A 23,041-nucleotide genomic window follows, 5' to 3' on the forward strand; every position below is an offset into this window, starting at 1 on the left:
ATCGGGGGGACGTCGCACCTTGGCGATGCGCGATCCCAAGATCTTCAGAGGCCCAAACGAAAAACGCCCGGCTGCACGTCCAAGTGCAACACCGGGCGATTCCACGTCCTTGTCGGCTTCCAGCCATCCCCCGGACATCCTGTCCAGTTAGGTTGCGGCCACGCATCCTCGCGTCGAACCGTATCTCGGATCCCTTCCCCTTAACGCCGTCCCACCGGTTTCACCGCCGCCCCCTTGGCAGCCTTCTTGGCGGGAGCCATCGTGGCTCCTACTTCGATCAGGTCGCGATTCCGTTCGACCGTCTTGAGTCCGATGCCCTTGACCAGTGCCAGTTCCTCGGCACTTTTGAAGGGACCGTTTGCCTGACGGTGCTCGACGATTGCCTCGGCTTTTGATCGCCCGACATTCATCAGCACCTTGTCTAATTCCTCAGCAGACGCGGTGTTGATATCGACCTTATCGAGCGCGTACGCGTTCGAGGACAACAGCAACGCCAGTAGCAGGGACTTCAGGACTACGGTAAATGACTTCATTGCAGCGCTCCTTGTGGCTTGGGTGATGGTCCTAGCCAGCATTCCTGCCGGCGGAGCCAGTGTCCCGCGCCACATGCAGCAATCCTATCGCCGACGAACTTTTCACACAGCCGGTGAACTGCGCGCCGCCTTGTAGGGAAATACCTACCCCTCAAGGCGGGCGTAGAATGTCTGACTACGTCAAGCATTCGGAGCCTCCATGGACAGCGCCAAGAGCGACCAATTCATCAGCGACACCTGGGACCGCGAGATCGTCCCGCAACTGGTCGATTACATCCGTATTCCCAACAAGTCACCGATGTTCGATGCGGACTGGGTAGCCAACGGCTACATGGAGCAGGCGGTCGTATTGATGGAGACCTGCGCGCGCGCGCAGGCCATCGACGGCATGCAGGTGGAAGTGGTGCGTCTGGAAGGCCGCACACCATTGATCTTCATCGAGATTCCGGCCACTGGCCCCGAATCGGGTGACGACACCGTGCTGCTGTACGGTCACCTGGACAAGCAGCCGGAGATGACTGGCTGGGATGCCGACCTGGGGCCCTGGGAGCCGGTATTGCGCGACGACAAGTTGTATGGGCGTGGTGGCGCCGACGACGGCTACGCCATCTTCGGGTCGCTGGCCGCGATTCTGGCGCTACGCACCCAGGGCCTGCCGCATGCGCGCTGCGTGGTGTTGATCGAGGCCTGCGAGGAATCCGGCAGCTACGATCTGCCGGCCTATGTGGATCATCTGGCCGAGCGCATCGGCAAGCCGTCGCTGGTGGTGTGCCTGGACTCGGGCTGCGGCAATTACGAGCAGCTGTGGTGCACGACTTCGCTGCGCGGGCTGACCGGCGGCAACCTGACGGTCAAGGTGCTGGAAGAAGGCGTGCACTCGGGCGATGCCTCGGGCGTGGTGCCGTCCAGCTTCCGCCTGCTGCGCCAGCTCCTGTCGCGCATCGAAGACGAAACCAGCGGCCGCATCCTGCTCGACGGCCTGCATGTGGAGGTACCCGCCGAACGGCTGACCCAAGCGAAGGCCGCCGCTGCCACGCTGGATACCGCTATTTTCGACAAGTTCCCGATGGTCGCTGGCCTGGTGCCGATGCACGAGGACCTCACCGAATTGGTGTTGAACCGCACCTGGCGCCCGGCGCTGTCGATCACCGGTGCGGACGGCATGCCACCGCTGGCTTCGGCCGGTAACGTGCTGCGCCCGCAGACCGCGGTGAAACTGTCGCTGCGACTGCCGCCAACGGCCGACGGCAAGGCCTGCGGCGAGTCGCTCAAGGCAGCGCTGTTGCGCGACCCGCCCAATGGTGCGCAGGTGACGCTCGAGCTGGAAAAGGCCTCGTCCGGCTGGAATGCGCCGGCGATGGCACCCTGGCTGGAGAAAGCGATCGACGACGCCAGCCAGGCGTTTTTCGACAAGCCGGCGATGTACATGGGCGAAGGCGGCTCGATCCCGTTCATGGGCATGCTTGGCGAAAAGTTCCCCGGCGCGCAGTTCATGATCACCGGCGTGCTGGGCCGCATTCCAATGCGCATGGGCCGAACGAGTTCCTGCACATCCCGATGGGCAAACGGGTGACTGCCTGCGTCTCGAAGGTGATTGCCGACCATCACGCCGCCTGCCTGCGCGGCGAAACCAGCGGCTCGCCGGTGGCGGCCGATAGCGGCACCCGTCATGGTGGGCATGGTTGCTGTTGAGTTGTGGCGTCATCGATGCGTGCGGTTGGCGCGCATCGATTCCACGAGAGTCGGTCTGCGCTTGTGAGAGTGGGCTAATGCGGGTGCGCCTTGGTCGTCGGGCTAACCCGCTTTGGCGCCGGGCCTGCTGGTGCAACCTGGCCGCCTGGCTCCATGGATTGCCTGCCCCGTACCCACCCTCACCCCTCCCCGCTGAGAGAGGGGCTAGCGGTTGCTCTTCTTCGGCAAGCGCCTGGTGCGCATTGCCCAGCGCAGAACTGGTGTTCTTTGCATACCTACATCAGCAAAGTTTCCCGCTGGGGGCCTTTCATTGAAAGACGAGTTCTCTGCTGGGAAGACAGCTTCCTGGAATAACAGCCCGAAACCATGAGCGCTGGGCAGCAGGAGCCGATGACCATGCCATCCTGAAGGCAGTGCATCCACGCGCGCGCTCCGGTTCCCGCTACGTGAGGTAGCGACATCCGAAATGCTAGTCTGCCGATCCCGTCCACCTTCGGTGCTGCGATGAATCATCTGTTTGGTAGCAACAGCTGGCTCTACATTCTGCTGGTCGGTTTTGTGGTTGGGCTGCTGGCGCGTTTCATTACGCCAGGGACTCAACGCCTGGGGTGTCTGCTGACGATCGTGCTGGGCATTGCCGGTGCAGTGGTCGCCACCTGGTTTGGCCGTTACATGGGGTGGTACCGCGCGGGCGAGCCGGCCGGCTTCCTCGGCGCGCTGCTCGGAGCGATTGCCATCCTGGCGTTGTTGCGGTTGTTCAGTGGCAGCAAGCGCTGAGCGTTTCAACGCGTGTCTGCTGCGTTATCCATCACTTCATTACGCCTCTTCTCTCCATGACGTCACTTCATCCGGATGCTGCGCGCGACGCGCTTCGCCTGCGCTGGGCACAACAAGCGCTCGACGATCCGCAGGCCTCGCTGCAACGCGCATCGGTCGATGCGGGGTTTCGCAGTTATTGGCGCACGCGCGGGCGTGGGGTGGATCGCATCTTGATGGATGCGCCACCGCAGCTGGAAAACGTGGCGCCCTGGCTGCGCATGCATGCACTCCTGGGCGCCCATGGGGTACGCGTGCCGCAGGTGCTTGCACAGGATCTGGAAACCGGCTTTTTACTGCTGGAGGACCTGGGCGTTCCGACGCTGGCACAGGTACTCACCGACACCAACGCCGACGACTTGCTGGATGGCGCGATTGCCCAACTGTTGTTGCTACAAAAAATCCCCCCACCTGCCGATAGCGGCGTGTTTAGCGAAGCACTGCTCCAACGCGATGTCGGTTTGTTCGAAGAATGGTTTTTAGGCCGCCACCTGGGCGTGCAGCTGGACTGCGCCCATGCCGAGCAATTGCAATTGGTGCAGCGCCGTTTGATGGACAATGCGCTGGCCCAGCCGCACGTATTCACCCACCGCGATTTCATGCCGCGCAATCTGATGCCGGTACCCGATGGTCCGGCGGTGCTGGATTTTCAGGATTGCGTGATTGGCCCGATCGCCTACGACCCGATCAGCCTGTTCAAGGACACTTCGGTGAGCTGGCCAATCGCTCGGGTAGACGGCTGGTTGCAGCGCTATCACGCCCGGGCAGAGGCGGCCGGGTTGCCGATGCCGCCGCTGGGGCACTTCCTGCGAGATGCGGACTGGATGGGCGTGCAGCGCCATCTGAAAAACCTGGGGATTTTCTCGCGCCTGAGTCATCGCGATGGCAAGCATTGGTATCTGGACAATGTGCCGCGCTTCATCGCGTATCTGGATGAAGTACTGCCCCGCTACGCCGAGCTTGCGCCATTAATCGGCCTGCTGGACGAGGTGATCAAGCCCGCGCTGACTGCGCGTGCGCAGCAGGCCACGGCATGAAGGCGCTGATCTTTGCCGCAGGATTCGGCGAGCGCATGCGCCCGCTGACAGAGCACACGCCCAAGCCGTTGCTGTCCGTCGGCGGTGCGCCGTTGATCGTATGGCATCTACGCAAGTTGGCGGCGCTGGGGGTGGACGAGGCGGTGATCAACACCTCGTGGCTGGCCGAGCAGTTCCCGCAGATGTTGGGAGACGGCAGCGCGTACGGCCTGCGACTGACCTATTCATACGAAGGGACCACGCCGTTGGAGACAGGCGGCGGCATGTTGCATGCGCTGACGCTGCTAGGCGATGCGCCATTTCTGCTCATCAACGGCGACATCTGGACCGATTTCGATTTTTCCCGTCTGTCGCATGCACCCGAAGGACTTGCACAGCTGGTACTGGTCGATCGCCGCAGCTATGCCGCCAGCGCCGACTTCGCGCTGGATGCAGATGGCAAGGTGCGCGCAGATCTGCCTCCGACGCTGACCTATTCCGGCATTGGCATGTATCGACCGGCGCTGCTGCGCGATTGGCAATCGGTCATTGGCCAGTTACCGGAACACACTGGTACTGCACCGCGCTTTGCGCTGGCGCCGATCTTGCGCGCAAAGATGGCGGAAGGCCTGATCGATGGCATCCACCACACTGGACGCTGGACCGACGTCGGCACGCCGCAGCGGCTGGCCGCGCTGCAGGGGGAACTGGCGGGACCCGGGACCCGAGAAAAGCTGACACGCTAGGGCGTGGGTATTACCTGCCGCCGATCCACCGCAGCGTATCGATGCATGGCACAACACTGCACCGCGATCCGCTTCGCTTCTGCGTTATCCGGGTCCCGGCATCCCCGCTACCACACGCCGCAGAAATGGCACGGTGATGCGGCGTTTTGCGGCCAACGATTCGCGATCCAGGCGATCCAGCAAGGCCACCAGCCCTGCCAGTTCACGCTCGCTGTGAGTCAGCAGCCAGTCGATCGCCGCTTCGTCCAGCGCCAGGCCGCGACGCTGCGCGCGGTCGCGCAGCACCGCCGCGCGTGCCGCATCGTCGAGCACGGGCAACCCGATCCGGATGCATTGCGACAACCGCGAACGCAGGTCCGGCAACACCAACGCCAGCCCATCGGGCATTTGGCGCGCGGTGTACAACAACGTGATGCCGGCCGCGCGCGCGCGATTGTGGAAATCGAACAGCGCCACTTCGTCGTCGCGCTGGCCGGCGATGCTTTCCACGCCATCCAGTGCGACTAGGCTGCGGCCTTCCAGCGCTTCGAGCGCATCGCGCAAGCGACCGGCGGCCGCCTGCAGCGGCAGATATGCCGGCGTGCGCCCGGCCTGCTCGGCCGCGGCGCAGAGCGACAGTGCCAGATGCGTCTTGCCGGTGCCGGCGGGGCCGGAGAGATACAGCCAATCGCTCACCTGCCCTGCAGCCAGCGCCTGCAATTGCGCAAGCAGGCCGTCGGGGGCGGCGATGTAACTGTCGAAGCGCTGGTCGGGTGGCGCGCGCAACGCCAGCGGCAACTGCGGAACACTCACAAACGGTCTGCGTCCTTGCTGGTGTCGACGATCACGCTGCGCTCGGGCGTGGATTGCAGCACGATGCCGGCTCGCTCGCCCGCATACAGATCGCTGCGCGTGTACTGCTCATGCGCATAGCGCAACAGCACGTTGCCCACCGCCGCGACCGGCAATGCCAGCAACATACCGAGGAAGCCGAACAGCTGGCCGCCGGCCATCACCGCAAAGATCACCGCCACCGAATGCAGGCCGATCTTGTCGCCGACGATGCGCGGAGTGAGCACATAGCTTTCCAGCAACTGACCCACCGTAAACACCACACCCACGCCGATCAGCAATTTCAGATCCAGCCCCTGCGCCTGCACGATGGCTGCCAGCAATGCGAGCACGATGCCGGTGGTCGCGCCCAGGTACGGGATGAAGCTGATCAAGCCGGCGATGATGCCGATCAACAAGCCCAGATTGAGCCCGATGATGGACAGGCCAACGGCATAGATAGCACCTAGCGCCAGCATCACCAGGAACTGGCCGCGGATGAAGCCACCGAGCACGTCGTTGGATTCCTGCGCCAGGCGACTCACGGTGCCGATGTAGGCGCGCGGGATGACGGCAGCCACACGTTCGACCAAACGGTCCCAGTCGCGCAGAAAATAGAACGCCAGAATCGGCAGCAGCGCCAGGTTGATCACCCAGGTCACCATCGCAAAGCCCGAACGTGATACGTAGCCGAAGAGCGTCTTGGCGGCGCCACCGGCCTGTTCCCAGTGACTGCGGATCCAGTCGATCAAGCGCTCCGGATCCAGCCAGGCCATCAGTTGCATGCCGGTCTTGGCTTCCAGCCACGGAATGGCGGTACCGATCGCCCAGTTGCGCATCTGCGGCAGCGCATCGATCAAGGTCATGATCTGGCGTTCGATCATCGGCACCAGAATCATCAACGCCAGCACGAATAGCAGCGTTGCCAGCACGAAGACCAGCATCACTGCGACATTACGCGAGCGTCCGGCACGTTCGATCCGGTCAACCAGCGGGTCGCCCAGCCATGCCAGCAACAGCGCCAGCACGAACGGGGTCAGGATCGGCGCCAGCAACGAGACCACCCACAACACACCGACAATCACCGCCGCCCATTTGAGGCGGCGCAGGAACTGGGCAATTTCGGCTTCGGGAGTCAAAGTCATTTCAGGCGGTACTCGGCGTGCTCGTTTTCGAGAATGATCGGGCCTTCGGTCGGCACCGACACCGAGACCAGCGGGCTGTTGTCGCCGAGCATACGGTTGAGACCGGAAATACCCGTGAGCAACTCCAGATCCAGTTCCATCCGGTCGCCATTGGCGCTGACCGGGCGGATGCTGCGGACCACCGAGACGCCCTGCAGCGCGGCCGACACGCGCAGGTAGTCGTCGGCGCTGCTGATGCCGGTGATCACCACGCGGTAGACACCGGGCACGCCCGAATCCACCCGCTTGGCGTAGCGCTTGACCAGCGCATCGGCGGCGCCGTCGGCACCGGCAGCCATGGCGCGGCGTGCATCGCCGTCGCTGCTGGTCCAGCTGGACAGCACATTGCCGTTGTCCACGAATACCCAATCGGCGGTCCAGCCGGCGGCATTGCGGTAGAGCTTGCCGATCAGTTGCATCGGCGGGCTGTACTTGGCCGAGGCGCGCGACACCGCGGCGGTGTCCTTGCGCCAGATCGCGCCAGCCAGTGCCTGCTCGGCGGCCGCGCCGCTCGGCAACCCGAGTCGGTAGCCGCGTTCGATCGCACGGTCCAGCACGCTGCGCGCGGCATTGGCCTGGGCCACGCCAACCAGACGTGGGCCGCTGCCATCGTCGATGGCCAACCACAGCACCGGCTTGGGCCGCGGCAGGGGCCACACCGGCAGGCCCAGCGCGGCGATCAGGCCATCCACATCCGATTGCCGGAAACGTGCCACCAGAGTCGTACGGAAGGTCGGCGCGCCGGTGCGCGAGGTGCCCTGATCCTGGCGGTAGTCGGAGTGTTCGACGTAGTTCGGCGCGTTGCGCAGCGCCTGCGGCACGCCGGGGCGGCTCATCACGCCGCGGTCGCCGGAGACCTTGCCCAGCACTGCGCCCAGCGCGCGCGCCAGTGCGCCGGGGCGATCGGATTCGCTCTGGCTATTGACCGGCACTTCGGCGTCATAGGCACTTTGCGCCTTGGCAACGTCGCCTTCGGTGCGCAGGTCTGCTTGCGCAAAAGCCGGGGCGACGGGCATTGCGACCACGAGGGCGAGAAAGAAAGCGAGACTGCGGCGCATCGACGGTTCCATGACATAAGCGTATCCGAGTGAATTGTTGCCCGAATGGGGCGCTAGCGCCAACGTGGCTGCTAAAATCGCCGTCTTTACCGCCGAGCCACCCCCGCCCGTGACCAGCCAAACGCCTTCCAGCCCCTCGCCCATGACCATGACCTACCGCGACGCGGGTGTCGACATCGACGCCGGCAATGCATTGGTCGAACGCATCAAGCCGCTGGTCAAGCGCAGCTTCCGTCCCGAGGTCATGGGCGGCCTGGGTGGCTTCGGCGCGCTGTTCGACCTGTCCGGTAAGTACAAGGAGCCGGTGCTGGTCTCCGGCACCGACGGGGTGGGCACCAAGCTCAAGCTGGCCCAGCAGTTGGGCCGGCACGACACCATCGGCATCGATCTGGTCGGCATGTGCGTCAACGATGTGCTGGTGCAGGGCGCCGAGCCGCTGTTCTTCCTGGATTACTTCGCCACCGGCAAGCTGGACGTGGACACCGCTGCGGCGGTGGTGGGCGGCATCGCACGCGGCTGTGAATTGTCCGGCTGCGCGCTGATCGGCGGCGAGACCGCGGAAATGCCCGACATGTACCCGCCGGGCGAATACGACCTGGCCGGCTTCACCGTGGGCGCGGTGGAAAAATCGCAGCTACTGGATGGCGCACAGGTGCGCGAAGGCGACGTGCTGATCGGCATCGCCTCCTCCGGTCCGCATTCCAACGGCTATTCGTTGATCCGCAGGATCTACGAGCGCGCCGGCGCGCCGGCAGAGCACGTGCTGGACGATGGCACCAAGCTGATCGATGCGCTGATGGCGCCGACTGCGCTATATGTCAAGCTGGTGCTGGCGCTGCTGAAGTCGCACGGTGAGGCGATCCACGCCATGGCCCACATCACCGGTGGTGGCCTCACCGAAAACATCATCCGCGTGATCCCCGAAGGTCTGGGTCTGGACATCGACGCCACTGCCTGGACCCTGCCGCCGGTCTTCGCCTGGCTACAGCGCGAAGGTGCGGTGGCCGATGCCGAAATGTGGCGCACCTTCAACTGCGGCATCGGCTTCGTGCTGATCGCCGCGCCCGCTCAAGCGCCCGCGCTGGAACAGGCGCTGAGTGCGCAGTCGCTGGCGCATTGGCGCATCGGCCTGGTGGTGCCGGTGCATGGCGACGAGCGCGTGCGCATCGGCTGATCGATCAGGACACCTGCATGGACGCTTCCCCAGTCGCCACGACCGCATCGGCCAGCACCGACGATCTTCAGCATCTCAGGCTGCTGTCGATCTTCCACTACGTGCTGGCCGGCCTCACCGGATTGTTTTCGCTGATTCCGCTGATCCACCTATTCATGAGGCTGGCCATCGTGACCGGGCGGCTGCCCATGAAGGACAGCACCGGGCAGACGGCGCCACAGGAGATACAGCTGTTCGGCTGGGTCTTCGTGATCATTGCAGCGATGCTCATCCTGGGTGGACTCAGCATGGCCGGCTTCATGGCCTACGCTGGGCGCTGCATCGCCCAGCGCAGGCGCCACCTGCTGTGCCTGATCGTGGCCGGCATTTCCTGTTCCTTCATGCCGTTCGGCACCGTGCTCGGCGTGTTTACGCTGGTGACGCTGCTGCGCCCGCAGGTGAAGGCTCTGTTCGGTTCCGAGAACGCTGCGGTTTGAGACGTTTGTGAGCACAAGGATCATGCGCCGCATGAAATTCGCTGCATTGATCACTAATGTCGTGTTGTTTGCGGTGACATGGATCGCTCCGTTGTGGTCAGTCGAGCAGGCCTTGCATAGCTCGCTCACGGTACTCGGGCTGATCGCGCTGGCGTGGGCCGACCGCCGCTGGCCATTGAACGATGGCGCGTTCGTGAGCATCTGCGTGTTCATCGGCATGCACTGTGTCGGTGCGCGCTGGCTGTACTCCAACGTACCTTACGAGCAGTGGAGCCAGCAGCTCTTGCACTGGTCGCCAAACGCCACCTTCGGCTGGAAGCGCAATCATTTTGACCGACTGATCCATCTGCTGTTCGGGCTATGCTTTACCCCCGCCATCGCGCAGTTGACATCGCGGCTGTGGCGCAAATTGACGCTTGGGCAGACGTTCTGCCTCACTGTGATGAGCATCATGTGCGTGAGCCTGGTCTACGAATGGTTCGAATGGGGCATCGCCTTGCTGTTGTCACCGCAGGCCGCCGAGGCCTACAACGGCCAACAGGGCGATCCTTGGGATGCGCATACCGACATGCTGTTGGCCACCCTCGGCAGTCTGGCTGCCTATCCCGTCGTGAGAAATTTAGTCAATGCGCGCACCTGAAGCCCCATTGCGCCTGGCCGTGCTGGCCTCCGGCCGTGGCAGCAACCTGCAGGCCATTGTCGATGCCATCGCCAGTGGGCGCCTACATGCCGAGGTGGTCGGGGTGTTTTCTGATCGCCCGCAGGCGCCAGCCTTGCAGAAAGTCGCGCCGGCGCGTCGTTGGAGCGCCAGCCCGCGCGACTTCCCCCACCGTGCCGCGTTCGATGCCGCGCTGGGCGATGCCATCGCCGCCACGCAGCCGGACTGGGTGATCTGCGCAGGCTACATGCGCATCCTGGGCGAGCCGTTGGTGCGCCGTTTTGCCGGGCGCATGGTCAACATCCATCCCTCGCTCCTGCCCAAATATCGCGGCCTGCACACGCACGCGCGCGCGCTGGAAGCCGGCGATGCAGAGCATGGTGCCAGCGTGCACCTGGTGGTGCCGGAGCTGGATGCCGGCGCGGTGATCGCGCAGGCGCGCGTCCCGGTCCTGCCCGACGACAGTGCCGAACAACTGGCCGCGCGGGTGCTGGCGCGCGAGCACCCGCTGCTCCTGGCCACGCTGGAGCTGCTTGCCAGTGGCCGCGTCGCGGTGCATGGCGACACCGTACATATCGACGGTCAGTGCCTGTTTACGCCACTGCGACTAGAGTCCGCAAACACCGCACTCGCCTGAATGCGGAAGACATTCCCCTCATCCCGTCTCGGACATCCTTGCGGCCTCCGTGCCCGCCACCAGCGCATGAACGTCATCCCGATCGCCGCCGCGCTGTTGACTGCCGCCTTGCTTACCGAGGCCGGCACCGGCCGTGCGCAACAGGCGCCCGCCGCGCCTGCGCCAGCGACGCCCGCTCCTGTTGCAACTGCCAGTGCCGCGCCGACACCGCCCGCTGCCCTGCCCGCCAGCACCTGGACGCCACCGCCGCTGGAGCCGTTCGTGGCGACCTACCAAGCGTTCTATCGGGGCAAGGAGGCGGGCGATGCCACCATGCAGGTCAGCCACGGCGAAGGTAGCCAGTGGCGCATCGACATGTCGGTGCGTGGCCGCAAGGGCTTCGCCAGCATTCTGGGCCTGAACCTGGAGCAGAGCACGGTGTTCCGCGTGGATGGCGACACGTATGTGCCGCTGAGCCAGAGCACGGTGCGCAAGGCAGTGTTCTTCGGCAAGAAGGTCACCGGCGTCTACAACTGGCAGGCCGGCACAGCGCAATGGAACGGTGACCTGAAAGAAGATCGCCAGCAGCCGATTCCCTTGCAGCACGGCGACCAGAGCGCGTTGTCGCTGAACCTGTCGCTGATGCGCGACGCGCAGCCCGGGCGCAGCCTCAGCTATCGCTATGTCGACGTGGGCAAGGTGCGCAAATACGACTACCGCGCCGCCGATGCCACCGAAGTGGTGCAGGTGGGCGATCTGAGCTACGACGCGTTGCGCGTTTACCGCGTCAACGGTGGCGACAACGAAACCATCCTCTGGATCGCCAACGGGGTCCCCACCCCGGTGCGCATCCTCCAACGTGACAAAGGTGAGGATCAGGTCGATCTACGCCTGGTCGAATACCAAGGAGCCTGACCGATGAAAACCCTTCCCCGTTCCAGCGCCATCATTGCCGCCGCCGCGTTGGCCGTGGCCAGCCTGCCCGCCTTGGCCATGCAGCCCTTCCAGGCCGACTACTCGGCCAACTACATGGGCATGCAGGCCAACGGCACCATGACCCTGGCCGCTGCCGGCGCCAATCAGTGGCGGTATACGCTGACTATCCAGAACCAACTGGCCAACCTGACCCAGAGCACGGTGTTCGAGGAAGCCAATGGCCGGCTACGCCCGGTCAGCAGCAATGACACCTCGTCGATGATGGTCAGGCGCCGTAATGTCACCGCCAACTACGACTGGAAGACCAGTCAGGCGACCTGGGGCGGCGACATCAAGCCGGACCGCCGTGGCCCGGTAAAACTGCAGCCGGGCGACATGGATGCGCTGCTGATCAACCTGGCCATCACGCGCGATCTGGCCGCCGGCAAACCACTGAACTACCGCATGGTGGACGAAGGCCGCATCAAGCCGATGAGCTACAAGGTGGTCGGCAAGGAAACCATCACCGTCAACGGCAAGCAGGAACAGGCCACCAAGGTCTCGCGCGTGGACGGCGACAAGGAACTGATCGCTTGGGTGGTCAAGGACCTGCCGGTCCCGGCGCGCCTGCTGCAGAAGGAAAAGGGCCAGGACGCGCTGGACCTGACCATCAAGTCACTGCGCTGAGCAAGCCGCGCGCGACCGAGCGTGCCCAGGAATGCGCCGAGGTGCGCCGCTGGGCACCACTTTGCGCGGACAGCCCACCAATAGCGGTTCGAAGCGTGGTTACCCGAACGCGCGGCGCCCTCACCGTTCGCGGGACACGCCGTGAATCCATCCGTGGAGGCTCGATGGCGGCATCCATGCCGCCAACGGTCCCACGATCGGTGAGGACACCGCACCAGACAGTTGGCTGGCTGCTTTGTTGAAAGCGAAAGCAGCAACGGCCGCTTGGGGGCACGGCGAGGACACCATGCAAGACAACATACGGGTGCCTCGATTGCGGAACCAACAGACCACGCCAGAGCACTGAGTGTTGTCGGTTGAAACTCTGCACACCGACCATCGTGACTGGTCCTTGCCCGCCTACCGTCGCGGGACCTTACGCGGCATGGATGCCGCGTAAGAGCTTACAAGTACGTACTTGCAGTGTGTCCCGCGGTGGTGGGCGGGCAAGGACCCTCCAGAACAATCGCAAATCAGCCGCTATGCGTGAACTATCGGTGCTCCACAACCCATCGCTTCTCAAGGCTTTGCGGCAGCCTTGTCATCGCCGGTCATGAACACCGTGCGGCAATCCACCCGAATCTGCTGGTCGTTCTTGCGCCAATAAAACAGGTCGCAATGGCGCTTGCCTTCAACGGTCTTCTTCACCGCCACTGCATAGAACGATTGTGCGATCTCTTCGCGGCTGGCGGTGCCGTCGTTGTTCCAGTCCATGTCCTTGAACTCCACGCCCTGGGTGATGGCCATGCCCACGCTCCAGGCGTAGGCCAGCCACGCCAGGATCAGCACGATCACGCCGAGCAGGATCTTGCGCCGGGTGGTGAAACGGCCGCGCAGGATCATGCGGTGCGCTGGATGGTCGCGCCCAGCGCCCCCAGCTTCTCCTCGATGTTTTCGTAGCCACGGTCCAGGTGGTAGATGCGATCGATGGTGGTGTCGCCATCGGCGACCAGGCCCGCCAGGATCAGCGATGCCGACGCGCGCAGGTCGGTCGCCATCACCGGCGCGCCGCTCAGGCGTTCGGCACCGCGCACGATGGCGGTGTGGCCTTCGACCTGGATATTCGCGCCCAGGCGCAGCAGCTCGTTGACGTGCATGAAGCGGTTTTCGAAGATGGTTTCGTTGATCACGCCCACGCCATCGGCCACGCAGTTGAACGCCATGAATTGCGCCTGCATGTCGGTAGGAAACGCCGGGTACGGCGCGGTGGTCAGGCTGACCGCGCGCGGACGCTTGCCCTGCATGTCCAGCGTGATGCTGTCGGCGGTGGTGGTGATGGTGGCGCCGGCCTCGGTCAGCTTGTCCAGCACCGCGTCCAGGGTGTCCGGGCGCGCGCGGCGTACGGTGACGCTGCCGCCGGTCATCGCCGCGGCGACCAGAAAGGTGCCGGTTTCGATGCGATCCGGCAGCACCGCATGGTGCCCGCCCCCCAGGCGCTCCACGCCCTGCACCACGATGCGCGGCGTGCCTGCGCCTTCGATCTGCGCACCGAGCGCGATCAGGCAATCGGCCAGGTCGGTGACTTCCGGTTCCATCGCCGCGTTTTCCAGCACCGTGGTGCCTTCGGCCAGCACAGCGGCCATCAGTACGTTTTCGGTGCCGGTGACGCTGACCATGTCGAACACATAGCGCGCGCCCTTCAGGCGCCCATGGCTGGTGGCCTTGATATAGCCGTTTTCCACGCTGATCTCGGCACCCAGCGCCTGCAGGCCCTTGATGTGCTGGTCGACCGGGCGCGAACCGATCGCGCAACCGCCGGGCAGCGAGACTTCGGCGGTGCCGTAGCGCGCCAGCAGCGGGCCCAATACCAGGATCGAGGCGCGCATGGTCTTGACCAGCTCATACGGCGCGATCTGATGGGTAACCGAGCGCGGGTCGACCAGGATCGAACGGCCCTTGGCCAGCGTGCCTTCGTCGATGGTGACCTCGGCGCCCAGCTCACCGAGCAGCTTCACCGTGGTGATCACGTCGTGCAGATGCGGCACGTTGCTGATCTCCACCGGCGCGTCGGCCAGCAGGGTCGCGCACAGGATCGGCAGCACGGCGTTCTTGGCGCCGGAAATATTGACTTCGCCATGCAGCGCTTGGCCGCCGGTCACTACGATTTTTGCCATGGGAATCTGAGAAATCCGAAAGTAAAAGGGATGTCGGGGGAATGAAGTGAGGGAGGTATCGACCGTGGTGCAAGTGGCGCGCGGTGGAACCGGGGGATCGAGCGGCACGGCCCGGGACGCGCTGGACACAATCACTGCGTGAGCGTGGACGAGGCGATGCAGGTGCGTACCCCTGCCTACACAGCGCCCGGCCCAGCCCGCCTGACGGCGAGCACGGCGGCTGCGTTCAGCCTTCTTCGGGCGTCAGCGTCTTCAGCTGCAGCGCGTGGATCGCCCCGCCCATCAGCTCGCCCAGGGTCGCATAGACCATGCGGTGCCGCGCCAGCGGCGGCTTGCCCACGAATGCGGGGCTGACCACGGTGGCCTCGAAGTGCACGCCGTCGTCGCCGTGCACGTCGACGCGGGCTTCAGGCAAGCCGGATTCGATGAGTTTACGGATGGTTTCGGCGTCCAAAGGGCGTTTCCTCATAAAATGAGCGCACATTCTACTCTTCACCCGAGTCCTGCATGGCTGTCTCGCACCTGCCCTCCGCCACCGTCAGCGACGCCAGCCTGGTCGCCAGCGGCCAGCGCGTGCTGGAGATCGAGCGCGAGGCGCTGGCCAGCGTGGGCGCACGTATCGGCAGCGACTTCGCTGCGGCCTGCCGGCTGGTGCTGGCCTCGCGCGGGCGGGTGGTCGCCACCGGCATGGGTAAGTCCGGCCATGTGGCGCGCAAGATCGCCGCCACCCTGGCCTCCACCGGCACCCCGGCGTTCTTCGTGCATCCTGGCGAGGCCGGCCACGGCGACCTGGGCATGATCACCGAGGCCGACATCGTGCTGGCGCTGTCTTACTCGGGCGAATCGGACGAAGTGCGCATGCTGTTGCCGGTGCTCAAGCGCCAGGGCAACCCGATCATCGCCATGACCGGCCGCACCAGTTCCACACTGGCCCTGGCCGCCGACGTGCACCTGGACGTCAGCGTCTCCGCTGAAGCCTGCCCGCTGCATCTGGCCCCGACCTCCAGCACCACTGCCTCGCTGGCGATGGGCGATGCGCTGGCGGTGGCGCTGCTGGATGCGCGCGGCTTCACCGCCGACGACTTCGCGCGCTCGCACCCGGCCGGCAGCCTGGGCCGGCGCCTGCTGCTGCACATCACCGATGTGATGCACGCCGGCGAGGATCTGCCGCGTGTGCGCGAAGACGCCAGCCTGAGCGAAGCGTTGATGGAAATGAGCCGCAAGCGCCTCGGCATGACCGCCGTGGTGGACGCCGACGACCGTTTGATCGGGCTGTTCACCGACGGCGACCTGCGCCGTGCGCTGGACAGCGACATCGACGTGCGTAGCGCCGGCATCGCGCAGGTGATGACGCGCAACCCACGCACCATCGGCGCCGACCAGCTGGCCGCCGAGGCCGCGCGGCTGATGGAGGACTACAAGATCAACGGCCTGATCGTGGTGGATGCACAGCACCGCGCGGTGGGTGCATTGAACATTCACGACCTGTTGCGCGCCAAGGTGGTTTAACAGGTTCAGTTTTCAACCGCCGGACCCCGTTCTCACCGATTCGTGCCGATGCCCTATTCCCCTTTGCAGCACCTTCCCGCCGAGCTGACCGAGCGCGCCGCGCGCGTCCGCCTGGCCTGTTTCGACGTTGACGGCACGCTGACCGACGGCCGCCTGTACTACGACCACGCCGGTCACGAGAGCAAAGCGTTCAATGTGCTTGACGGCCAGGGTCTCAAGCAGCTCGACCAAGCTGGCATCCATGTGGCGCTGATCACTGCGCGCGCCAGCCTGTCGGCGGAAAAGCGCGGCCAGGATCTGGGCCTGCATGTGCAGATCGGGGTGAAGAACAAGCGCCTGGCAGTGCTGGCGCTATGCCAGGAGTATGGCTTGTCGCTGGACCAGGTGCTGTTCATGGGCGATGACCTTCCCGACCTGCCCGCCCTGCTCGCAGTCGGCCTGCCGGTGGTGCCGGCCAACGCGCACCCTTGGATTGCCGAGCGCGTGCAGTGGCATACCCGCGCCCGTGGCGGAGAAGGGGCCGCGCGCGAAGTCTGCGATGTGGTGCTGGCTGCGCAAGGCCAGGTCGAACGCATCATCGAAGGGTTTTCGGCATGAATTGGAACTGGCGCACCACCCTGGGCGTCGTGCTGTTCGCCGCCGCCGTCCTTTCCGGCTGGTCGGCCTGGAAGCAGCGCGCGCGCCCGGCGGCCGCGGCCGTGCAGGAGTCCGGCGCCGACTACATCCTGCGCGACTTCGAGCTGATTGCCCTGGACAAGCAGAGCGGCAAGGAGTCGATGACCCTGCGCGCGCCGGAGATGCATCGCAACCGTGCCGACCAGACCGCAGACATCACCACGCCGGTGTTCCTGATGCCCGACAACGCCAATCTGCCGTGGACCCTGCGCTCCAAGACCGGCTGGGTCAACCCGGACGGCACCCAGCTGCGTCTGCGCGGCGATGTCGAGGGCGACAGCCCCACCGGCGGCGCCACCCCGCCAACCACGTTCCGCACCCAAAGCCTGGACGTGTTCCCGCAACAGAACATCGCCAAGACCGACGCGCCGGTGACCATGACCCGCCCGGGTATCATGCAGAGCGGCGTCGGCTTCGAAGCCGACCTCAAATCACGCCAGTACAAGCTCCTCTCTCAGGTCAAGACCCGCTATGAACCGAATGCTGCCCGCTAAACTGGCGTTTGTTGCACTGCTGCTGCCTGCGTTGGCAATGGCCAAGACCAGCGATCGCAACCAGCCGATGGCGATCGACTCCAATGCCAACGATTGCAACATGCTCGATGACAGCGGCAAGTGCCGTTTCAGCGGCAATGTGGTGATTACCCAGGGCACGCTGGAAATCCACGCCGACACCGCCGATATCTTCCACAAGAACGGCCAGACCGATCGCGTGGTGCTCAACGGCAAGCAGGCCACGCTCAAGCAGGAGATGGACGACGGCACGATGATGCACGGCCAGGCCGACAACATCGAATACAAGGTCGCCGATGAAATCATCATCCTGACCGGCAATTACAAGGTCGATTCGCCCAAGGGCACCAACGCCGGGCAGCGCATGGTCTACAACACCAAGACCGGCAACATGCAAAGCGGCGGCGACGGTAGCCGCGTGCGCACCATCATCCAGCCCAAGACCGCAGTTCCGGGAGCAGCAGCGCCTGCTGCCACGCCTGCGACCAACCCGGCCCCGGCAGCAGCCAAGCCCGCTGCCAAGCCGCAGGGGAAGAAGTAATGCTGGTCGCCACCGGTCTGCGCAAGAAGTACAAGCAACGCGAAGTGGTCAAGGAATTCGGCCTCACGCTCGAGGCCGGCGAAGTGGTCGGTCTGCTCGGCCCCAACGGCGCCGGCAAGACCACCTGCTTCTACATGATCGTAGGTCTGGTCGAAGCTGATGCCGGGCGTATCGAATTGGACGGCCGCGACCTCACCGCCGAGCCTATGTACGCACGCGCCAAGTTGGGAGTCGGCTACCTACCGCAGGAACCGTCGATCTTCCGCAAGCTCACCGTGGCCGACAACATCCGCCTGGTGCTGGAGCTGCGCGAGGAACTCGACAACGCCGGGCGTGAGAAAGAACTGGTCTCGCTGCTGGAAGAACTGCAGATCACCCACGTGGCCGATCAGCTCGGCGCCAGTCTCTCCGGCGGCGAGCGGCGACGCTGCGAGATCGCACGTGCGCTGGCCGCCAAGCCGCGCATGATGCTGCTGGACGAACCGTTCGCCGGCGTGGACCCGATTTCGGTCGGCGAGATCCAGCGCATCATCATCCACCTCAAGGAGCGCGGCATCGGCGTGTTGATCACCGACCACAACGTGCGCGAGACCTTGGGAATCTGCGACCGCGCGTATATCCTCGCCGAGGGGGGCGTGCTGGCGCAGGGGGCACCAGACACGTTGCTAGCCAATCCCGACGTCCGTCGCGTGTATCTGGGGGAAACTTTCCGCCTTTGAGCGCGTCGCCGCGCCAACGCTTCTTCCAGTCAGTGCCCGCATGAAAGCCCGGCTCCAGACATCGCTAGGACAGCAGTTGGTCATGACGCCGCAATTGCGTCAGGCGATCAAGCTATTGCAGATGTCCAGCACCGAGCTGGAAGTGGAAATTGCCGAGGCCGTGGAAACCAATCCGCTGCTGGAATGGGCCGACGAAGCCGCGCATACGGCCAGCGACATCGCGGTGGAATTCTTGCCGTCCGCGTCCACCGAACAACCTCAGCGCGAAAAAGCCGCGCCTGCCGAGCGCGACGAGGATTGGGCGCAGGACGAACTGCAGTGGACCGGCTCCGGTAGCGGCGGCAGCTTCGACGACGAAGAGTCCGGCGATGCCGCAGAGCGGGTGGCCGAATCCGAAACACTGGCCGACCACCTCCTGTGGCAGCTGCATCTGTCGCCGCTGTCGCCGCGCGACCGCCAGATCGGCGCGATGCTGATCGACACGCTCGACGAAGACGGCTACCTGCGCGAACCACTGTCGGCCATTCTCGAAACCCTGGCGCTGGGCGCAGTGGTCGACGAGGCCGATGTGCTCACCGTCCTGCATCAGATCCAACGCTTCGACCCAGTGGGCGTGGGCGCGCGCACCCTGGGCGAATGCCTGGCGTTGCAGTTGGGGGTGCTCGATACGGACACGCCTGGGCGCGAGCTGGCGCTGCAGATCGTTGCCGGCCCGCTGGAACGGCTGCCGCGCAGCGGCGTGGCCGGGCTGGCCCACGAGCTCAAGCGCTCCACTGCCGATGTGGAACAGGCGGTGCAGTTGGTGCGCTCGCTGGACCCGCGCCCGGGCAAACAGATCGGCGACCTGTCGCAGGACACCTATGTCGTGCCCGACTGCGTGATCTGGCGCCAGCGCGGCGTGTGGCGCGCGTCGCTCGCCGGCCGCTCGCAGCCCAAGGTCACCATCCACCGTGGCTACGAGAACCTGATCCGCAGCTGCGGCGAATCCGATGCCGGCTATCTGCGCGGCCAGTTGCAGGAGGCGCGCTGGCTGCTCAAGAGCCTGGAGGCGCGCGGGGAAACCCTGCTGCGGGTAGTGCGCTGCCTGCTGCAACACCAGGCCGGGTTCCTGGAGTTCGGTGCGCAGGCCTTGCGCCCGTTGACGCTGCGCGAGATCGCAGGCGAGCTCGGCCTGCACGAGTCCACCATCTCCCGCGCGATCGCCCGCAAGTACGTGCGTACCCCGCGCGGCACCATCCCGTTGCGCGCGTTTTTCGCCTCCGGCATCGACACCGACAGCGGCGGCGAGGCCTCCAGCACCGCCATCCAGGCCATGATCCGGCGCCTGATCGATGCGGAAAACCCGCGCAAACCGCTCTCCGACGCAAAGCTGGCCGATCTGCTGAAAACATCCGGCGTACCAGTGGCGCGGCGCACCGTTGCGAAGTATCGTGAGGCCATGAACATTTCCGCCTCCCACGAACGCGTGCGCATCGCCTGACGTTGCAACCACCGCAACGCCGGCATGCGCCGGGTTTGTCGGATCACCGGAACGGTTCATTGGCCCACCGACCAATGGAGGTATCCGATGCGTATCGAGACGTATGGCCACCAGCTTGAAGTGACCCCCGCCCTGCGGGAGTACGTGGCAAGCAAGCTGCAGCGACTGCAGCGCCATTTCGACCAACACTGCGAAGTCCGAACGCAGCTGGCCGTCCGCAAGCCGGACCACCACGTGGTCGCCACCGTCAACCTTCCCGGTCGCACCCTGCACGCAGATGCCAGCGGTTCCACCATGTATACGGCCATCGACCTGCTGGTCGACAAGCTCGACCGCCTGGTCCTCAAGCACAAAGAGAAGAAATGTAACCACCACGCCCGCGAGGTGCGCGACAATCCCGCATGACGCTTCCCGCCTGATGCTTTCATGCCTTTAACCGATCTGATGGCGGCCGTGCGCACCGTAGTGTCGCCGGCCGCCGATCGCGACACCGTCCTGCATGCCGCCGCCGACCTGCTCTCCTGCCGTCAGGCCGGCGCCGACCAGCTCTACGCCAACCTGTGCGAGCGCGAGGCCCTGGGCAGCACCGCCATTGGCCATGGCATCGCTATTCCGCATGGGCGCTGCCCCAACCTCACTGAGCCACGCGGGGCCTTGCTGCGGCTGAACACGCCGGTAGCCTTTGGCGGCGACGAGCCTGTGGATCTGGTCTTCGCCATGGCCGTGCCGGGGCACTACACCCACCAGCACCTGATGCTGCTGTCTGAGCTGGCCGAACGGTTTTCCGATGCCGACTTCCGTCGGAACCTGCGCGCCGCACCCAATGCCGATGCCCTGATGGCGCTGCTGGCCGACCTGCCGCCTGCACAGGCGAGCGCGGCATGAATACCAGCATCACCGCACGCGAACTGTTCGACCAGCAACGCGACAAGCTGGCGCTGCGCTGGGTCGCCGGCCCCAAGGGCGAACACCGCGAGATCCAGGCCGGCAGCAACAACGCACGGCGCCCGTCGCTGGCTGGCTACCTCAATGTGATCTATCCCAACAAGGTGCAGATCCTGGGCACCGAGGAACTGGCCTGGCTGGACTCGCTGGATGCGCGGCAGCGCTGGGAAACCATCGAAAAAATCATCCAGGTGCAACCGCTGGCGCTGGCGATCAGCAAGAACCAGTCCTGCCCGGAAGATCTGCGCGCGGCGGCGGACGAATCCAATACGCCGCTGTGGATCTCCTCCAAGCGCGGCCACGAACTGCTCAACCACCTCTCCTACCATCTGGCGCGCACGCTGGCGCCGCGGGTCACGCTGCATGGCGTGTTCATGGAGATCTATTCGATCGGCGTGCTGATCACCGGCGAAGCCGGCTCGGGCAAGAGCGAGCTGGCGCTGGAACTGCTCAGCCGCGGCCACCGGCTGGTGGCCGACGATGCGCCCGAGTTCACCCAGATCGCGCCCGACGTGCTCGACGGTACCTGCCCCGAATTGCTGCAGGACCTGCTGGAAGTGCGCGGCCTCGGCGTGTTGAACGTGCGCGACATGTTCGGCGACACCGCGGTGAAGAAGAACAAGTACCTGCGTCTGATCGTGCACCTGACCCGGCCGATGACCGAGCCGACGCCGTCCGGCTACGAGCGCCTGACCGGCGACTCCGGCAGCCGCCATGTGCTGGACCTGGATGTGCCGCTGATCACTCTGCCGGTCATGCCCGGCCGCAACCTGGCCGTGCTGACCGAAGCGGCGACCCGGCTGCATATCCTGCGCACCAAGGGCATCGACCCGGCCGCGATGTTCATCGCCCGCCATAGCAACTTGCTGGAGCGACGCACGCCATGAGTATCGCGCCCTCCACGTTGATGATCGTGAGCGGGCTGTCCGGCTCGGGCAAATCGGTCGCGCTGAAGACCTTCGAAGACCTGGACTACTACTGCTCGGACAATCTGCCGGTCGAGCTGCTGCCGGACTTCGTCAAAAGCCGCCTGCGTGGTAACCCGATCGGCGACCAGCGCTTGGCGGTGGGCATCGATGTGCGCAGCCGCAGCGACCTGACCCAGCTGGCGCAGTGGCGCCAGGCCGCGCAGGAATACGGCATCGAGGCGCGACTACTGTTTTTCGAAGCCAGCGACGAGGCGCTGATCAAGCGCTACGCCGACACCCGTCGCCGTCATCCGCTGAGCCATCTCGGCCTGGCACTGCCCGAGGCGATCACCCGCGAGCGCCAGTTGACCGAACCGTTGCGTACGCAGGCCGATGCCGTCATCGACACCAGCACGCTCAACGTGCATCAATTGCGCCGCCGCGTGGTTACCGAGTTTGCGCTTGGTTCCAATGATCGGCTGTCGCTGCTGTTCGAATCGTTTGCCTACAAGCGCGGCGTGCCGGCCGAAGCCGACTTCGTGTTCGATGCCCGCGTGCTGCCCAACCCGCACTGGGATCCGGAGCTGCGCCCGCTGACCGGCCGCGATGCCGGGGTGCGCAACTATCTGGACAACGAGGCCGACGTGCAACGTTACAGCGCGCAGATCGTGGACCTGCTCGACACCTGGCTGCCGCGGCTGCGCAACGATACCCGCAGCTACGTGACCATCGCCTTCGGTTGCACCGGCGGCAAGCATCGCTCGGTGTACATGGCCGAACGCATGGCCCGACATGCGCGCGAACAAGGCTGGCCGGAAGTGGCGACATTTCATCGCGAGCAGGACTGAGGGGCCGGGAATCGAGAATCGGGAATCGTTACAGCGGCATCCCGTGAACTGTGTCTGCTGCACCCACATTTGGGGCACTTTTGCAGGAGCGTGCATATACAGCTTCCCGCTGTGCCATGACCTGCCTGATCTTGTATTTCACTCGCCAAGCAGGCTTGTACTTCACGCCCAAGTAGCGCATCAATATAATGACCCACCGGTTTCTGCACAGGTCAGTTGGTTAATGTAGCGGCATAGGCTTGGTCAGGCGTCATCATCTTCAGTGCCTGATGCGGGCGCTGCCGGTTGTAGAACCCAATCCAGTCGCTGATGACGCGTAGTGCGTGGGCCAGGCTCTCGAACCGGTGCTGATGGACGCACTGTTCCTTGA

General features: G+C 64.9%; 27 protein-coding genes and 1 pseudogene. 20 read left to right on the top strand and 8 right to left on the bottom strand.

The features are described 5' to 3' along the window. Positions 1-200: 200 nt before the first annotated feature. The gene (locus tag XAXN_RS02510) at positions 201-575 is read right to left on the bottom strand and encodes a ComEA family DNA-binding protein (RefSeq protein ID WP_338133127.1); all 375 of its coding nucleotides are present in this window, start codon (positions 573-575) and stop codon (positions 201-203) included. A 157-nt stretch (positions 576-732) separates the two neighbouring features. Between XAXN_RS02510 and XAXN_RS02515 the strand changes: the two are divergent. The 4 genes and pseudogenes from XAXN_RS02515 (at position 733) to murU (ending at position 4,803) form a co-directional block, all read left to right on the top strand. Beyond that, positions 733-2,225 (top strand): annotated as a pseudogene (locus XAXN_RS02515) (M20 family metallopeptidase). Positions 2,226-2,729: 504 nt separating this feature from the next. Beyond that, positions 2,730-3,002, top strand: a complete 273-nt coding sequence (locus XAXN_RS02520; protein ID WP_054318372.1) for a GlsB/YeaQ/YmgE family stress response membrane protein — start codon at positions 2,730-2,732, stop codon at positions 3,000-3,002. Between the two features lie 56 nt (positions 3,003-3,058). Further along, entirely contained in the window at positions 3,059-4,078 is a 1,020-nt protein-coding gene (locus XAXN_RS02525; RefSeq protein ID WP_054318373.1) for an aminoglycoside phosphotransferase family protein, read from the top strand. Next, positions 4,075-4,803, top strand: a complete 729-nt coding sequence (gene murU, locus XAXN_RS02530) for an N-acetylmuramate alpha-1-phosphate uridylyltransferase MurU (protein WP_054318374.1) — start codon at positions 4,075-4,077, stop codon at positions 4,801-4,803. Before XAXN_RS02525 ends, murU begins: the two co-directional genes overlap by 4 nt. 84 nt (positions 4,804-4,887) lie before the next feature. On the opposite strand, the gene hda is transcribed toward murU, so the two are convergent. The 3 genes from hda to XAXN_RS02545 are packed head-to-tail and all read right to left on the bottom strand — an operon-like array spanning position 4,888 to position 7,867. Next, a complete protein-coding gene (gene hda / locus XAXN_RS02535; RefSeq protein ID WP_042823147.1) occupies positions 4,888-5,595 on the bottom strand; it encodes a DnaA regulatory inactivator Hda in 708 nt (235 codons plus the stop codon). Then, a complete protein-coding gene (locus XAXN_RS02540) occupies positions 5,592-6,758 on the bottom strand; it encodes an AI-2E family transporter (RefSeq protein WP_054318375.1) in 1,167 nt (388 codons plus the stop codon). Before XAXN_RS02540 ends, hda begins: the two co-directional genes overlap by 4 nt. Then, a complete protein-coding gene (locus XAXN_RS02545; protein WP_054318376.1) occupies positions 6,755-7,867 on the bottom strand; it encodes a DUF2066 domain-containing protein in 1,113 nt (370 codons plus the stop codon). Before XAXN_RS02545 ends, XAXN_RS02540 begins: the two co-directional genes overlap by 4 nt. A gap of 22 nt (positions 7,868-7,889) precedes the next feature. On the opposite strand from XAXN_RS02545, the gene purM reads away from it, so the two are divergent. From purM to XAXN_RS02575, 6 genes are all read left to right on the top strand, one after another. Beyond that, on the top strand, positions 7,890-9,029 hold the full coding sequence (gene purM / locus XAXN_RS02550; RefSeq protein WP_174515515.1) for a phosphoribosylformylglycinamidine cyclo-ligase: 1,140 nt from the start codon (positions 7,890-7,892) through the stop codon (positions 9,027-9,029). 17 nt (positions 9,030-9,046) lie between these two features. Further along, on the top strand, positions 9,047-9,505 hold the full coding sequence (locus XAXN_RS02555; protein ID WP_054318377.1) for a hypothetical protein: 459 nt from the start codon (positions 9,047-9,049) through the stop codon (positions 9,503-9,505). A 22-nt stretch (positions 9,506-9,527) separates the two neighbouring features. Further along, a complete protein-coding gene (locus tag XAXN_RS02560) occupies positions 9,528-10,145 on the top strand; it encodes a DUF2238 domain-containing protein (RefSeq protein ID WP_054318378.1) in 618 nt (205 codons plus the stop codon). Next, positions 10,132-10,800 (top strand): phosphoribosylglycinamide formyltransferase, encoded by a 669-nt coding sequence (gene purN / locus XAXN_RS02565; protein ID WP_054318379.1) that lies wholly within the window; start codon positions 10,132-10,134, stop codon positions 10,798-10,800. The genes XAXN_RS02560 and purN overlap by 14 nt, the downstream gene beginning before the upstream one ends. A gap of 66 nt (positions 10,801-10,866) precedes the next feature. Further along, entirely contained in the window at positions 10,867-11,694 is an 828-nt protein-coding gene (locus XAXN_RS02570) for a DUF3108 domain-containing protein (RefSeq protein ID WP_054318380.1), read from the top strand. A gap of 3 nt (positions 11,695-11,697) precedes the next feature. Further along, positions 11,698-12,381 carry a DUF3108 domain-containing protein gene (locus XAXN_RS02575; RefSeq protein ID WP_054318381.1) on the top strand — a complete coding sequence of 228 codons (684 nt, stop codon included), beginning with the start codon at positions 11,698-11,700 and terminating at the stop codon, positions 12,379-12,381. 558 nt (positions 12,382-12,939) lie between these two features. Here XAXN_RS02575 and XAXN_RS02580 read toward each other — a convergent pair. The 3 genes from XAXN_RS02580 to XAXN_RS02590 form a co-directional block, all read right to left on the bottom strand. Next, entirely contained in the window at positions 12,940-13,263 is a 324-nt protein-coding gene (locus XAXN_RS02580; RefSeq protein ID WP_042823158.1) for a hypothetical protein, read from the bottom strand. Then, the gene (gene murA / locus XAXN_RS02585) at positions 13,260-14,534 is read right to left on the bottom strand and encodes a UDP-N-acetylglucosamine 1-carboxyvinyltransferase (RefSeq protein WP_054318382.1); all 1,275 of its coding nucleotides are present in this window, start codon (positions 14,532-14,534) and stop codon (positions 13,260-13,262) included. Before murA ends, XAXN_RS02580 begins: the two co-directional genes overlap by 4 nt. Before the next feature lie 226 nt (positions 14,535-14,760). Beyond that, positions 14,761-14,988 (bottom strand): BolA family protein, encoded by a 228-nt coding sequence (locus tag XAXN_RS02590; protein WP_014090695.1) that lies wholly within the window; start codon positions 14,986-14,988, stop codon positions 14,761-14,763. A 53-nt stretch (positions 14,989-15,041) separates the two neighbouring features. Here XAXN_RS02590 and XAXN_RS02595 point away from each other — a divergent pair, with 53 nt between their 5' ends. The 10 genes from XAXN_RS02595 to rapZ all read left to right on the top strand — a co-directional run bounded on the left by XAXN_RS02595 (position 15,042) and on the right by rapZ (position 22,671). Further along, positions 15,042-16,043, top strand: coding sequence for a KpsF/GutQ family sugar-phosphate isomerase (locus tag XAXN_RS02595; RefSeq protein WP_054318383.1), 1,002 nt, complete (start codon positions 15,042-15,044; stop codon positions 16,041-16,043). Positions 16,044-16,091: 48 nt separating this feature from the next. Continuing rightward, positions 16,092-16,640 (top strand): KdsC family phosphatase, encoded by a 549-nt coding sequence (locus XAXN_RS02600; RefSeq protein WP_054318384.1) that lies wholly within the window; start codon positions 16,092-16,094, stop codon positions 16,638-16,640. Continuing rightward, positions 16,637-17,212: an LPS export ABC transporter periplasmic protein LptC gene (lptC, locus tag XAXN_RS02605; protein ID WP_054318385.1), complete on the top strand. Its 576-nt coding sequence runs from the start codon at positions 16,637-16,639 to the stop codon at positions 17,210-17,212. Before XAXN_RS02600 ends, lptC begins: the two co-directional genes overlap by 4 nt. Next, on the top strand, positions 17,190-17,771 hold the full coding sequence (gene lptA, locus XAXN_RS02610; protein ID WP_134980312.1) for a lipopolysaccharide transport periplasmic protein LptA: 582 nt from the start codon (positions 17,190-17,192) through the stop codon (positions 17,769-17,771). Before lptC ends, lptA begins: the two co-directional genes overlap by 23 nt. Then, positions 17,771-18,490: an LPS export ABC transporter ATP-binding protein gene (lptB, locus tag XAXN_RS02615; RefSeq protein WP_008572666.1), complete on the top strand. Its 720-nt coding sequence runs from the start codon at positions 17,771-17,773 to the stop codon at positions 18,488-18,490. Before lptA ends, lptB begins: the two co-directional genes overlap by 1 nt. Positions 18,491-18,530: 40 nt before the next feature. Then, positions 18,531-19,970 (top strand): RNA polymerase factor sigma-54, encoded by a 1,440-nt coding sequence (locus XAXN_RS02620; RefSeq protein WP_054318387.1) that lies wholly within the window; start codon positions 18,531-18,533, stop codon positions 19,968-19,970. A gap of 87 nt (positions 19,971-20,057) precedes the next feature. After that, positions 20,058-20,375 carry a ribosome hibernation-promoting factor, HPF/YfiA family gene (hpf, locus tag XAXN_RS02625; RefSeq protein WP_054318388.1) on the top strand — a complete coding sequence of 106 codons (318 nt, stop codon included), beginning with the start codon at positions 20,058-20,060 and terminating at the stop codon, positions 20,373-20,375. A gap of 21 nt (positions 20,376-20,396) precedes the next feature. Beyond that, a complete protein-coding gene (locus tag XAXN_RS02630) occupies positions 20,397-20,855 on the top strand; it encodes a PTS sugar transporter subunit IIA (protein WP_054318389.1) in 459 nt (152 codons plus the stop codon). After that, positions 20,852-21,802, top strand: a complete 951-nt coding sequence (hprK, locus tag XAXN_RS02635; RefSeq protein WP_003487845.1) for an HPr(Ser) kinase/phosphatase — start codon at positions 20,852-20,854, stop codon at positions 21,800-21,802. The genes XAXN_RS02630 and hprK overlap by 4 nt, the downstream gene beginning before the upstream one ends. After that, on the top strand, positions 21,799-22,671 hold the full coding sequence (rapZ, locus tag XAXN_RS02640) for an RNase adapter RapZ (RefSeq protein ID WP_054318390.1): 873 nt from the start codon (positions 21,799-21,801) through the stop codon (positions 22,669-22,671). Before hprK ends, rapZ begins: the two co-directional genes overlap by 4 nt. A gap of 212 nt (positions 22,672-22,883) precedes the next feature. On the opposite strand, the gene XAXN_RS02645 is transcribed toward rapZ, so the two are convergent. Continuing rightward, positions 22,884-23,041 (bottom strand): integrase core domain-containing protein (locus tag XAXN_RS02645; RefSeq protein ID WP_209018934.1); only part of this gene is annotated, 158 nt, incomplete at its 5' end.

The organism is Xanthomonas axonopodis (assembly GCF_001304695.1).
GTDB classification, from domain to species: domain Bacteria; phylum Pseudomonadota; class Gammaproteobacteria; order Xanthomonadales; family Xanthomonadaceae; genus Xanthomonas; species Xanthomonas axonopodis.